The organism is Pseudomonas citrullilanati, assembly GCF_030580855.1.
Taxonomy (GTDB): Bacteria; Pseudomonadota; Gammaproteobacteria; order Pseudomonadales; family Pseudomonadaceae; genus Aquipseudomonas; species Aquipseudomonas citrulli.
Genome location: NZ_JAUQOP010000001.1, coordinates 186,291 through 199,405, shown reverse-complemented (window position 1 = coordinate 199,405; position 13,115 = coordinate 186,291). Strand labels below are relative to the sequence as shown.

Sequence of the window (13,115 nt, the reverse complement as noted above, 5' to 3'; positions counted from 1 at the left end):
CTTTTTCAATGTGGGAGCGGGCTTGCTCGCGAATGCGGTGTATCAGTCAACACCTGATTGGCTGATACACCGCATTCGCGAGCAAGCCCGCTCCCACAAGGGGGGAATGCGCAGTGTCGCAAATTTTCAAAAGGGACAAACAACAAGGGGCGAATCTTCATCCGCCCCCCTTGCGTGCCCGCTTAGTCCTGCGGTTCTTCTTCGTCTGCAGCCGCGTCGAGCGAGGGTTCGTCGCCCGCCAGGTCGCCTGCATCGGCACCCAGGGTGCCGTCGAACGTCGCGTCGTCTTCGCCTTCCAGTTCCTCGCCTTCGACTTCCGATGGCTCCTGGACCCGCTCGAGGCCCACCAGCGTCTCGTCGCTGGCCAGCTTGATCAGCGTCACGCCCTGGGTGTTACGGCCCAGGCTCGACACTTCGTCGACCCGCGTACGTACCAGGGTGCCCTGGTCGGAGATCAGCATGATCTCCTCGCCGTCCAGTACCTGGACCGCGCCGACCAGGCGGCCGTTACGCTCGTTGCTGACCATGGCGATCACGCCCTGGCCGCCACGCTTGTACTCGGGGAACTCGCTGATGGCGGTGCGCTTGCCATAGCCACGCTCCGAAGCGGTGAGGATCTGGCTGCCTTCTTCCGGGATCAGCATGGAAATCAGCTTCTGCCCTTCGGGCAGGCGCATGCCGCGCACACCGCGGGCGGTACGGCCCATGGCACGAACATCGGATTCCTTGAAGCGGGTCACCTTGCCACCGTCGGAGAACAGCATGACTTCACGCTCGCCGTCGGTGATGGCCGCGGAAATCAGCACGTCGCCTTCGTCCAGTTCCAGGGCGATCAGGCCGACGCTGCGCTGGCGGCTGAAGGATTCCAGCGGGGTCTTCTTGACGGTGCCGTTGGCGGTCGCCATGAAGATGTAGTGGCCTTCGGTGTACTCCTCGACCGGCAGCATGGTGGTGATGTATTCACCATCGTCCAGCGGCAGCAGGTTGACCAGCGGCCGGCCGCGGGCGGCACGGGAGGCCTCGGGGATCTCGTAGGTCTTGAGCCAGTACACCTTGCCCTTGCTGGAGAACAGCAACAGCGTGGTGTGGCTGTTGGCGACCAGCAGGTGGGCGATGTAGTCCTCGTCCTTGACGCCGGTCGCCGACTTGCCCTTGCCGCCGCGACGCTGGGCCTGGTAGGCAGCCAGCGGCTGGGTCTTGGCGTAGCCGCCGTGGGAAATGGTCACCACGCGGTCTTCTTCCGGGATCATGTCGCCCAGGGTCAGGTCCAGGCGCGCATCGAGGATCTCGGTGCGGCGCACGTCGCCATACTCGGCGCGGATCACTTCCAGTTCTTCGCGGATCACTTCCATCAGGCGCGTGGCGCTGTTGAGGATGCGGATCAGCTCGCCGATCTGGTTGAGGATCTCCTGGTACTCGGCCAGCAGCTTCTCGTGCTCCAGGCCGGTCAGGCGGTGCAGGCGCAGTTCCAGGATGGCTTGCGCCTGCTCCGGGGACAGGAAGTACTTGCCGTCGCGCAGGCCGTATTGCGGATCGAGGTTTTCCGGGCGGCAGGAATCGGCGCCAGCGCGCTCGACCATGGTCATCACCGCGCTGGATTCCCACGGCGTGCTGACCAGCGCTTCCTTGGCTTCCGACGGGGTCGGCGACGCCTTGATCAGGGCGATCACCGGGTCGATGTTCGACAGGGCGACGGCCTGGCCTTCGAGGATGTGACCACGCTCGCGGGCCTTGCGCAGCTCGAACACGGTACGACGGGTAACCACTTCGCGACGATGGCGCACGAAGGCTTCCAGCAGGTCCTTGAGGTTCAGGATCCGCGGACGGCCGTCGATCAGCGCGACGATGTTGATGCCGAACACGCTTTGCAGCTGGGTCTGGGCGTAGAGGTTGTTGAGGATCACCTCGGGCACTTCGCCACGGCGCAGCTCGATCACGACGCGCATGCCGTCCTTGTCGGACTCGTCACGCAGCTCGGTGATGCCTTCGAGTTTCTTTTCCTTGACCAGCTCGGCGATTTTCTCGATCAGGCGGGCCTTGTTCAGCTGGTAGGGCAGCTCGGTGATGACGATCTGCTGGCGACCACCGACCTTGTCGATGTCCTCGACGGTGGAGCGGGCGCGCATGTAGATGCGGCCGCGGCCGGTGCGGTAGGCCTCGATGATGCCGGCGCGACCGTTGATGATCGCCGCGGTCGGGAAGTCGGGACCGGGGATGTACTGCATCAGCTCATCGACGCTCAGCTCGGGATTGTCGATGAGGGCCAGGCAACCGTCGATGACTTCACCGAGGTTGTGCGGCGGGATGTTGGTCGCCATGCCCACGGCGATACCGCTGGAACCGTTGACCAGCAGGTTGGGGATGCGGGTCGGCATGACTGCCGGGATCATCTCGGTGCCGTCGTAGTTCGGCACCCAGTCCACGGTTTCCTTGTGCAGGTCGGCCAGCAGCTCGTGGGCCAGCTTGGTCATGCGCACTTCGGTGTATCGCATGGCCGCGGCGTTGTCGCCGTCCACCGAACCGAAGTTGCCCTGGCCGTCTACCAGCAGGTAGCGCAGGGAAAATGGCTGGGCCATCCGGACGATGGTGTCGTACACGGCGGTATCGCCGTGGGGGTGATACTTACCGATCACGTCACCGACGACACGGGCGGATTTCTTGTACGGCTTGTTGAAGTCGTTGCCCAGCTCGCTCATCGCGAACAGCACGCGCCGGTGCACGGGCTTCAAGCCATCGCGCGCATCGGGCAGCGCCCGCCCGACGATTACGCTCATTGCGTAGTCGAGGTAGGACTGTTTCAGCTCGTCTTCGATATTGACCGGGAGGATTTCTTTGGCCAGTTCGCCCATGAGAAGCCTGATTCCTTTTTCTGGTGAAACCTCGTCACATCCAGATGGGACGAACGAAGCTCGCCGCTGCAGAACAAATGCCGTGCAACGACTTACGACAAATCAACGAGTTATGCCATGGATCTGCGCAGTAAAGGCCACCTCGCGAGGCAGCCTTGGAAACCGCCGGATGTTATCACAAGAGCCGCCACGCACCTATCCCCCTGATGCGCATGGTGCGTAGTTAGTTGACCGGTGACAGGCTGATATGGGATCAGAGGGGCTTAGAGGCTCTGTGAATGGAGATTAAGGGGCCAAATGCAAGATATTTGTTGCCTGTAAGGCCTCTTCGCGAGCAAGCCCGCTCCCACAGGTTTTTATATGCCCCAGATTTCGGACATAACACGAATCCAGTGTGGGAGCGGGCTTGCTCGCGAAAGCAATGGATCAGACACCCAAAATCTTCAATGCAACCGCTTGCGGCACATCAACTGTGCCAGCTTCGCCGTGTCGGGGCGCTCGACGATGCCCTTTTCCGTGACGATGACATCGATCAGGTCCGCCGGGGTGACATCGAACAGCGGGTTGAAGGCCTCGACCCCGGCGCCGATGCGCTTGCCGTCGATCTCCAGCAATCCGCGCCCGTCGCCCTCCTCGACCGGGATGTCCTCGCCGCTGGCCAGGCTCATGTCGATGGCGGAGCTGGGCGCCACGACCATGAAGCGCACGCCGTGGTGCATCGCGCACACAGCCAGTTGATAGGTGCCGATCCGGTTGGCCACGTCACCGTTGGCGGTAATGCAATCGGCCCCGACGATCAACCAGGTCACGCCCTTGGTCTTCATGATGTGGGCGGCGGCGGAATCGACGTTGACGGTCACCGGGATGCCTTCTTCGGCCAGCTCCCACGCGGTCAGGCGCGAACCCTGCAGGCACGGGCGGCTTTCGTTGGCATAGACCCGCTCGACCATGCCCTCGATGAACGCGCCTCGAATCACCCCCAGGGCGGTCCCGAAACCGCCGGTGGCCAGGGCCCCGGTGTTGCAATGGGTCAGGATGGCCTGGGCATTGCCCTGGTGCTTGCGGATCAGGTCGACGCCGAGCTGGGCCATGGTCAGGTTGGCCTCGCGGTCGCTCTCATGGATCGCGACGGCCTCGGCCTCGAGCACCGCCAGTGGTTCGGCATGGTCCTTCAACCGGGCCAACCGATCACGCATCCGGTCCAGCGCCCAGAACAGGTTCGCCGCCGTCGGCCGGGTGGCGGCGAGCAGGGCAAAGTCGGCCTCCAGCGCGGCTTGCCAGTCACCGCCCTGGGCGATCCGGGTGCGGGCGGCGAGCACCACGCCATAGGCCGCGCAGATGCCAATCACGGGGGCGCCGCGCACCACTCGCGAACCAATGGCCTCGGCCACCTCGGCGGCGCTGGCGCAGGCGATCCAGTTCTGCTCGAACGGCAGCGTGCGCAGATCCTGCAGGTACAGGACGCCGTCGCGCCAATCGATGGCCTTCACCTTCTCCGCAGCCAACAGACGATCGCGCATCCTTCACCCCGCACTCATGAACAAAAGCCGCCGATTATAGCGATCCCTCCGCGAAGACGCTCGGGTATACTTCGCCCTCCTTTATACCCCATGGAACCGCTCCACGATGCCCAAGCCTGCCGTTGCGCTCGACTTATTACTGCTGCCGAGCTGGTTGGTGCCTGTCGAACCTGCCGGCGTAGTCTTCCAGAACCATGGCCTGGGCATTCGCGACGGCTGCATCGTGTTCATCGGCCCGCGGGCGGAAGCCCTCAAGTGTGACGCCGCGCAAATCCGCGAACTGCCCGGCATGCTCCTGGCCCCCGGCCTGATCAACGCCCATGGGCACGCGGCCATGACGCTGTTTCGCGGCCTGGCCGACGACCTGCCCCTGATGACCTGGCTCGAACAGCACATCTGGCCGGCCGAGGCCAAGTGGGTCGACGAGGACTTCGTCCGCGACGGCACCGACCTGGCGATCGCCGAGCAGATCAAGGGCGGCATCACCTGCTTCTCCGACATGTATTTCTACCCCAAGGTGGCCAGCGAGCGCGTGCACAACAGTGGCATCCGCGCACAACTCGCCATTCCCATCCTCGACTTCCCGATTCCCGGCGCGGCCAGTGCCGACGATGCCATTCGTCAGGGCATCGAGCTGTTTGGCGACCTCAAGCACCATCCACGGATCAAAATCGCATTCGGTCCCCATGCGCCCTACACCGTGGGCGACGAGAACCTGGAGAAAATCCGCGTGATCGCCGAGGAATTGGACGCCCCGATCCACATGCATGTCCATGAAACCGCCTTCGAAGTGCAGCAGGCCCTGGAAAGCAAAGGCGAACGCCCGCTGGCGCGCCTGGGGCGGCTTGGCCTGCTGGGGCCGCGATTCCAGGCGGTACACGTGACCCAGGTCAGCGATGAAGACCAGGCTTTGCTGGTAGAAAGCAACTGCAGCGTGATCCACTGCCCGGAATCGAACCTGAAACTGGCCAGCGGTTTCTGCCCGGTGGAGCGTTTGTGGCAAGCCGGGGTCAATGTCGCCATCGGCACCGATGGCGCGGCCAGCAACAACGACCTGGACTTGCTGGGGGAAACCCGCACCGCCGCCCTGCTGGCCAAGGCCGTGGCCGGTTCCGCCACGGCCCTGGACGCCCACCGGGCCTTGCGCATGGCCACGCTCAACGGTGCGCGGGCGCTGGGGATCGAATCGACCGTGGGCTCGCTGGAAGTCGGCAAGGCGGCCGACCTGGTGGCCTTCGACCTGTCGGGCCTGGCGCAGCAGCCGATCTACGACCCGGTGTCGCAACTGATTTATGCCACGGGGCGCGACTGCGTGAAGCACCTCTGGGTGGCCGGCAAGCCGCTACTGGAAGACGGCCGACTGACCCGCCTCGACGAATCGCAACTGACCGCCATGGCCCAGGCCTGGGGGCGCCGCATCAGCGGCCACGACGAATAACCACGCCCCTTGAGCCACCGGCTCGGGGCACCTGACTTTCCCAGCTTTTCGAGGATCTGCACATGAGCAACGTCGACCACGCCGAAATCGCCAAGTTCGAAGCCCTGGCCCATCGCTGGTGGGACCGTGAAAGCGAATTCAAGCCGCTGCACGACATCAACCCGTTGCGGGTCAACTGGATCGATGAGCGGGTCAACCTGGCCGGCAAGCAGGTGCTCGACGTCGGTTGCGGCGGCGGCATCCTCAGCGAAGCCATGGCCCAGCGCGGGGCGACGGTGATGGGCATCGACATGGGCGAAGCGCCGCTGGCGGTGGCCCAGTTGCATCAACTGGAATCGGGGGTCAACGTGGAGTACCGGCAGATCACCGCCGAAGCCCTGGCCGAGGAAATGCCCGCCCGCTTCGACGTGGTGACGTGCCTGGAAATGCTCGAACACGTGCCCGATCCGTCCTCGGTCATTCGCGCCTGCTTCCGCATGGTCAAGCCGGGCGGCCAGGTGTTCTTCTCCACCATCAACCGCAACCCGAAGGCCTACCTGTTCGCCATCGTTGGCGCCGAATACATCATGAAGCTGCTGCCGCGCGGCACCCATGACTTCAAGAAATTCATCCGCCCGTCCGAACTCGGCGCCTGGAGCCGCATGGCCGGGTTGACCGTCAAGGACATCATCGGCCTGACCTACAACCCGCTGACCAAGCACTACAAGCTGGCCGCCGATGTCGACGTCAACTACATGATCCAGACCCTGCGCGAGGAGTAAGGCGATGCGTCTCAAAGCGGTTCTTTTCGACATGGACGGCACGCTGCTCGACACCGCGCCGGACTTCATCGCCATCTGCCAGGCGATGCGCGCCGACCGCGGCCTGCCGCCGATGAACTCGCAGCACATCCGCGACGAGATCTCCGGCGGCGCCCGGGCGATGGTGGCGGTGACCTTTTCCATGGACCCGGAATCGCCCGGGTTCGAGGAACTGCGCCAGGAATTCCTCGACCGCTACCTCAAGGGGTGCGTGGTGCACAGCCACCTCTTCGACGGCATGGAACAGGTACTGGCCGACATCGAGGCAGCCAACCTGATCTGGGGCGTGGTCACCAACAAGCCAGTACGCTTCGCCGAACCGATCATGCAGCAGCTGGGCCTGGCGGAGCGCTCGAAAGTGCTGATCTGCCCCGACCACGTGACCCACAGCAAGCCAGACCCCGAGCCGCTGACCCTGGCCTGCAAGCTGCTCGGCCTGGACCCGGCCAGCGTGCTGTTCGTGGGCGACGACCTGCGGGACATCGAGTCCGGCCGTAGCGCCGGCACCAAGACCTGCGCCGTGACCTACGGCTATATCCACCCGGACGACAACCCCAGGCACTGGGGGGCGGACGTGGTGATCGATCACCCGTTGGCGCTGCGCGAAGTGCTGGATAACGCGTTGTGCGGTTGTTGATGCCGTTGATGTCACCTGTGTGACATCGCCTTTGTGGCGAGGAAGCTTGCTGTGGCGAGGGGATTTATCCCCGCTGGGTCGCGAAGCGGCCCCCTGCTTTCCCATTTAATGCACCTTGGTGACCGATATTTCTTGGGGGCGCTTCGCACCCTAACGGGGATATATCCCCTCGCCACAATTGCGCATCACCACGTATTTTTTATCTTTCGTGAGGTTCTTTCATGTTTGATTATTCCGCCCGCCCCGACCTGCTCCAGGGCCGGGTCATCCTCGTCACCGGTGCCGGTCGCGGCATCGGCGCCGCCGCCGCCAAGGCCTACGCCGCCCACGGCGCCACCGTGCTGCTGTTGGGCAAGACCGAAGCCAACCTGACCCAGGTCTATGACGAAATCGAAGCGGCGGGCCATCCGCAGCCGGCGGTCATCCCGTTCAACCTCGAAACCGCCCTGCCCCATCAATACGATGAACTGGCGGCCATGATCGAGACCGAGTTCGGTCACCTGGACGGCCTGCTGCACAACGCTTCCATCATCGGCCCACGCACGCCGCTGGAGCAGTTGTCCGGCGAGAATTTCATGCGGGTGATGCACATCAACGTCAACGCCATGTTCATGCTCACCAGCACCTTGCTGCCGCTGCTCAAGCTGTCGAAGGATGCGTCCGTGGTGTTCACCTCCAGCAGCGTCGGCCGCAAGGGCCGGGCCTACTGGGGCGCCTATGGCGTGTCCAAGTTCGCCACCGAAGGGCTGATGCAGACCCTGGCCGACGAAGTCGACAGCGTCGCCGCCGTGCGCTCCAACAGCATCAACCCCGGCGCCACTCGCACCAGCATGCGCGCCCAGGCCTACCCAGGGGAAAACCCGCTCGACAACCCGACACCCGAAGCGATCATGCCGGTCTACCTCTACCTGATGGGGCCGGACAGTACCGGTGTCAACGGCCAGGCGTTCAACGCCCAGTAAGCACACAGGTGCGTCGCGACGACTTCCCGTCGCGACGCGCCTTTGCCTGACCCACAGCCAGACGAACCGCCAAACCCTCGTCGCCCCACCTCCCCCCGGCAGGCTGACACGCATCCCCAAGACCTTGATTCCTAATCGGTTTTCATTGAAATGAACCGAATGGCACGACTTTCGCTCTAAATATCCTCAAAACACGCCATGTCTGGCGGGTAACGGACGTTGAGACGAGGTTTAGCCGGCCAGGTAAAGCGGACTAGACTTCTATTATCAGAGTCCTACGGGACTGAAGGACCAGTACGACGCGCAGCCCAAAGCCGCCACCCAACCTGCCGGGACAGATTTAGCTTAGGGGCTAACGCCATATGAAAACGCCCACGCAGATGAACGCGATTGATTTCGACAGCGCCAAGTTGCAGCGCCTGGGCCTTGGCCATCCGTCGCCGCTCGCGACACGCACGGTCAGCCTTTCGCAATTGCGCCAGCAACTGGGCCAGCAATTGCAGACCAGCCTGGAGCCGCAACGCATCCTGGGCCTGTTCTTTCGCGAAGTTCAGCGACTGGTGCCCCTGGATGCGCTGGCGTATCAACACAAGCCGAGCGATCTGCGCCTGGAGTTCGGCCAGCGCGGGCACCACACCGTCAGCTACAACCTCAGCCACGAAGGCGAACACCTGGGCGAACTGGTGTTTCGCCGCAACCAGCGCTTCACCGACGCCGAACAGGCCGACCTGGAAGCGATGCTCTCCACCCTGCTATATCCCCTGCGCAACGCCTTGCTCTACCGCGCGGCGACCCAGAGCGCCCTGCGCGACCCACTGACCGGCACCGGCAATCGCATCGCGATGGACCAGACGCTGACCCGTGAAATCGACATGGCCAAGCGCCATTCGCAGCCCCTGTCGCTGCTGATGCTGGACATCGACCATTTCAAGCGCATCAACGACAGTCACGGTCACAGCGTCGGCGACGAAGTGCTCAAGGCCGTGGCCGAATCGATCAAGAATCAACTGCGCAATGTGGACATGGTGTTCCGGTACGGTGGCGAGGAGTTCCTGATCCTGCTGGCCAACACCAGCCGGGACGCCGCGGCCATGGTCGGCGAGCGCCTGCGGCATGCCGCCCAGGTCCAGGATTACTTTGCCGGGGGCACCCGGATCGAACTGACGGTCAGCCTGGGTTGCGCGACCCTGCTGCCGGGTGAATCGGCCGAGAGCTTGCTGCGGCGGGCCGACGGCGCGCTGTACGTGGCCAAGCGCGAGGGACGCAATCGGTTGGCGATGGCGGGTTGAGTCCGCCGGGTTTCCTGAACATCCAGCCCGGGCTTTTCGCGAGCAGGCTCGCTTCCACGGGATCGTGACCCAGTCGTGAAAGAACAGTGGGAGCGAGCCTGCTCGCGATGAGGACCTGGCCGTCAACCTCCCCGTTGACTGTCCGACTCCATCGCAAGCAGGCGCGCTCCCACCTGGGTTCAGCTATGGGTGGAGAATGTATCAGCTCCCGGCCAGCGCGAGGCGCTCACGGGTGACTGGCGCCTTGCCCACCGACTCCGACTGCTCCAACTGCATACAGCGTTCCAGGAACAGGTACATGTAGTCATAGCTCTTGCACACGGCCTGGCGCAGCTCCATTTGCAGGGCTTTGCTCGGGTTCATGCCCGCCAGTGTGCAGATGATCTCCAGGGCTTCCCACGGATGGGCATCGTCGTACTGGGCGTGCATCTTCAGCCACTTCATGGCCCGCTTGCGTTCTTCTTCAGGGAACGCCGCCGCGTAGACGCCACTGGAGCACACCACGGCCGACCACTCCCCGGTGGCGCCCTCGATGGCATAGTTGGTCGCGGCGATCGCCACGATCAACGCGTCCGACGAACTGGTGTGCCAGCACCAGTGGCTCAGCGCATGTAGCTCCGGAGGCACTTGCTGGGCCTGCAGGTCTTCCAGGGTCACGCCGTGGGCGGCGCTCCAGTTGACCCAGTAGTCGGCATGGTTGAGTTCGACACGGATATTGCGCATCAGCCAACGACGGGCCATGTCCTCGCCGGGATGGCGGGCAAAGCGAGTCTTGGTGAGGTTCTGTGCCATGTATAAAGCGAACTGTTCAACGACCGGCCAACCACCGATGAGGTAGTGGCGCATGGTCTTGGCGCTGAGCTTGTTGTCGCGCATGCGTTGATACAGCTCGTGTTCGACAACCCGGCGCTTGCTCTCGCTGCAATCGAGAATGAGCTGCTGCGCCCATTTCGGATAGCTTTGGGGCTCCATGAGCGGGCCTGTTCGGTTGAATGTGTCGATCACTGTCTGGCTCCTTTTGATTGTGATTTTCCGGATCAACAAGAGGTTCAGCGGAACGTGCCGGGGGCCTTGAATAACAACGGCTGGGGCCGGGCCGGCCTACATTGCAACGTGTCGCAGGTAAACAATTGCGGGCGTTCAATCACATACCCTTGGGCGAAATCCACCCCGATTTCCAGCAATGCCTGCTCGATCTGGGCGGTTTCGACAAACTCGGCAATCGTGCGCTTACCCATGACGTGGCCGATGTGGTTGATCACTTCGACCATTGCACGGTTAATCGGGTCGTCCAGCATATCCTTTACGAAACTCCCGTCGATCTTCAGGAAGTCTACAGGTAAATGTTTCAGGTAAGCGAATGAAGACATTCCGGCGCAAAAGTCGTCCAGCGAGAAGTAACAACCCAAGCTCTTGAGTTCATTGATAAAGCGGATCGCACTGCCCAAATTCGAAATAGCGCTGGTCTCGGTAATTTCAAAACAAATCATTTCCGGGGGGATCGAGTAGGCCGCGAATTGTTTACGCAGGAAGTCGAGGAACGCCTGATCTCCGATAGTAGTACCTGACAGATTAATCGCACACATCGCCATCGGCCCCTGTCGCGAATCATTCAGGCACTGGCGAATGACCTTGAACACGTTCTCCACCACCCAACGGTCCAGCGAGGTCATCAAACCATAACGTTCCGCGGCGGGAATGAAGCTGTCGGGCAGGATCATCCGCCCCGCCTCGTCGTGCAGCCGCAGCAGGATCTCGATATGCCCGCCACCCTGGTCGCCCGGCCCCAGCGCGGCGATTTCCTGGGCATAGAGACAGAAACGGTTTTCCTCCAGGGCCATGTGCAGGCGTTGCACCCAGGCCATCTCGCCAAAGCGCAGGGACAACTCCGAGTCGTCGGCATGATAGACCTGGACCCGGTTGCGGCCCTTCTCCTTGGCCATGTAGCAGGCCATGTCGGCGGCCCGTAGGGACGCCTCCAGGGTCGTCGGGGTGTGCGCGATGTGCACCAGGCCGATGCTCACCGTGGTCACGAATGGCCGCCCCTTCCAGACGAAATGCAGGTTCTGCACGGTCTGGCGCAGCCCTTCGGCAATTTTTTCCGCGGCCTCGGGCGAGCAGTTTTCCAGCAGGATCCCAAACTCGTCCCCGCCCAGCCGGGCCAGGGTGTCGTTTTCCCGTAGCCCCGATTGCAGCAAAGCGCAGATGTGTCGCAACAATTCGTCGCCCGCGGCGTGGCCGCAGGTGTCGTTGACCAGTTTGAATTGGTCCAGGTCGAGGAACATCAAGGCATGGCGCCCGACCTGGCGCGTGAGGTTGTGCAAGGCCTGTTCGAGTCGATATTCGAACTCCCGGCGGTTGGCCAGCCCGGTCAGTGCGTCATGGGTGGCCTGCCATGACAGGTTGGCGATGTATTGGCGCTCCTGGGTCATGTCGTGCAACACCAGCACGGCGCCGCTGACTTTGCCTGCGTGGCGGATCGGCGCGCCCACCAGCGTGACCGACACCGTGCTGCCGTCCAGGCGCTGGATCAGCTTGGAGTGCTCGCTGGCGCCGCTGAGCCGACCGCTGAGGATGTGCTCGATCAGGGTCAGCCCTTCCGCCTGGGCGTTGTCATCGAGCAAATTGAACAGCGCCGCCAGGGGCAGCCCCATGGCGTGCTCGGCTTTCCAATGGGTCATCGCCTCGGCGGCGGGGTTCATGTAGGCGATGGCCCCTTCGACATCGGTGGTGATCACCCCGTCGCCGATGGATTGCAGGGTGATCTGCGCCCGTTCCTTCTCCAGCTGCAGCGCATTGGCGAAGACCTGCCGCTGGGCCAGCAGTTTATGGGTGCGCAATAGCGCCAGGACGATCAGCCCCAGCGCCGTGGCGAAGTTGGTCACCAGCAACAGCCGCAGGATGAAGCGCGAGCCCTCGCCCAGCGCATCGCTGAACGCCTTGGCCGCCGGGGTGACGGAATCGTTGATGGCGAAGATCCGCGCCTTCCAGCCCCGGACGTCGACCTCCGATGCCTGGCCCGCGCTGATGCTGGCGTGCATCTGCCGGGCGACGTTATCCAGCTCGATCAGGTAGCCGTCGCCCACGGTCCACAGGTCGATGGCCTCTTCCAGGTAGCTGAAGTGCCGAAAATTCAGGTAGAGCCAGATCAGGCTCGCCACGTCGTCCGGGTGGTTGCCGCCCTTGAGGATGGCCGCCCTGGCCGCTTCCAGGTCCGGTGGACGGCGGTCCAGCGCCACCCGCAGCTCATGGCCGCCCTCGGGAACGGCAATGGCCTGCTGGTACTTGAGGAAAATGGTTTCGTCGCGACTGTCGGCGTAGAGATTGAGGTAATAGATGGCGTCTTTCTGGCCCTTGGACCAGAGACTCTCCCCCGCCACGTAGCCGCGAACCGCCGACAATACATAGAGACTCACGCCGCCAAGCAATGCCTGAAATAGCACAACGGCAATAAAGGGCCAGACGATGCCCAACAACCGAGGCGTTCCGAGAGTCTGCTTTTGCTTCATGAGGTCCCTTGCACAGGCGTTGCCGATAAGCACCCGCGAGAAATCCGCTGCTAATCCCAGAGCCTAGGCTAGTTTTCGATCCTTGGAACGCCGGTTTGGACGAATCGAGGG

General features: G+C 63.1%; 9 protein-coding genes. 5 read left to right on the top strand and 4 right to left on the bottom strand.

From position 1 onward, the window contains the following. Nucleotides 1-182: 182 nt before the first annotated feature. Nucleotides 183-2,849 (bottom strand): DNA gyrase subunit A, encoded by a 2,667-nt coding sequence (gene gyrA, locus Q6A48_RS00835; RefSeq protein WP_304551186.1) that lies wholly within the window; start codon nt 2,847-2,849, stop codon nt 183-185. A gap of 443 nt (nt 2,850-3,292) precedes the next feature. Further along, entirely contained in the window at nt 3,293-4,369 is a 1,077-nt protein-coding gene (mtnA, locus tag Q6A48_RS00830; protein ID WP_304551185.1) for an S-methyl-5-thioribose-1-phosphate isomerase, read from the bottom strand. A gap of 106 nt (nt 4,370-4,475) precedes the next feature. On the opposite strand from mtnA, the gene Q6A48_RS00825 reads away from it, so the two are divergent. From Q6A48_RS00825 to Q6A48_RS00805, 5 genes are all read left to right on the top strand, one after another. After that, entirely contained in the window at nt 4,476-5,807 is a 1,332-nt protein-coding gene (locus Q6A48_RS00825) for a TRZ/ATZ family hydrolase (protein WP_304551183.1), read from the top strand. Nucleotides 5,808-5,869: 62 nt separating this feature from the next. After that, nucleotides 5,870-6,568: a bifunctional 2-polyprenyl-6-hydroxyphenol methylase/3-demethylubiquinol 3-O-methyltransferase UbiG gene (gene ubiG, locus Q6A48_RS00820; protein ID WP_304551181.1), complete on the top strand. Its 699-nt coding sequence runs from the start codon at nt 5,870-5,872 to the stop codon at nt 6,566-6,568. A gap of 4 nt (nt 6,569-6,572) precedes the next feature. Next, the gene (gene mupP, locus Q6A48_RS00815) at nt 6,573-7,244 is read left to right on the top strand and encodes an N-acetylmuramic acid 6-phosphate phosphatase MupP (protein WP_304551179.1); all 672 of its coding nucleotides are present in this window, start codon (nt 6,573-6,575) and stop codon (nt 7,242-7,244) included. 221 nt (nt 7,245-7,465) lie between these two features. Then, the gene (locus Q6A48_RS00810; protein WP_304551177.1) at nt 7,466-8,206 is read left to right on the top strand and encodes a YciK family oxidoreductase; all 741 of its coding nucleotides are present in this window, start codon (nt 7,466-7,468) and stop codon (nt 8,204-8,206) included. A gap of 362 nt (nt 8,207-8,568) precedes the next feature. Next, nucleotides 8,569-9,495 carry a GGDEF domain-containing protein gene (locus Q6A48_RS00805; protein ID WP_304551176.1) on the top strand — a complete coding sequence of 309 codons (927 nt, stop codon included), beginning with the start codon at nt 8,569-8,571 and terminating at the stop codon, nt 9,493-9,495. A 201-nt stretch (nt 9,496-9,696) separates the two neighbouring features. Here Q6A48_RS00805 and Q6A48_RS00800 read toward each other — a convergent pair whose 3' ends face one another. Further along, entirely contained in the window at nt 9,697-10,467 is a 771-nt protein-coding gene (locus Q6A48_RS00800; protein WP_369811644.1) for an iron-containing redox enzyme family protein, read from the bottom strand. 77 nt (nt 10,468-10,544) lie between these two features. Beyond that, nucleotides 10,545-13,004, bottom strand: a complete 2,460-nt coding sequence (locus tag Q6A48_RS00795; RefSeq protein ID WP_304551174.1) for an EAL domain-containing protein — start codon at nt 13,002-13,004, stop codon at nt 10,545-10,547. Nucleotides 13,005-13,115: the final 111 nt, after the last annotated feature.

Bases quoted from the DNA above. Each gene is read 5' to 3' on its own strand.
- Q6A48_RS00795 (WP_304551174.1), bottom strand. From the start codon at position 13,004: ATGAAGCAAAAGCAGACTCTCGGAACGCCTCGGTTGTTGGGCATCGTC.
- gyrA (WP_304551186.1), bottom strand. From the start codon at position 2,849: ATGGGCGAACTGGCCAAAGAAATCCTCCCGGTCAATATCGAAGACGAG.
- ubiG (WP_304551181.1), top strand. From the start codon at position 5,870: ATGAGCAACGTCGACCACGCCGAAATCGCCAAGTTCGAAGCCCTGGCC.
- Q6A48_RS00825 (WP_304551183.1), top strand. From the start codon at position 4,476: ATGCCCAAGCCTGCCGTTGCGCTCGACTTATTACTGCTGCCGAGCTGG.
- mtnA (WP_304551185.1), bottom strand. From the start codon at position 4,369: ATGCGCGATCGTCTGTTGGCTGCGGAGAAGGTGAAGGCCATCGATTGG.
- Q6A48_RS00810 (WP_304551177.1), top strand. From the start codon at position 7,466: ATGTTTGATTATTCCGCCCGCCCCGACCTGCTCCAGGGCCGGGTCATC.
- Q6A48_RS00805 (WP_304551176.1), top strand. From the start codon at position 8,569: ATGAAAACGCCCACGCAGATGAACGCGATTGATTTCGACAGCGCCAAG.
- Q6A48_RS00800 (WP_369811644.1), bottom strand. From the start codon at position 10,467: ATGGAGCCCCAAAGCTATCCGAAATGGGCGCAGCAGCTCATTCTCGAT.
- mupP (WP_304551179.1), top strand. From the start codon at position 6,573: ATGCGTCTCAAAGCGGTTCTTTTCGACATGGACGGCACGCTGCTCGAC.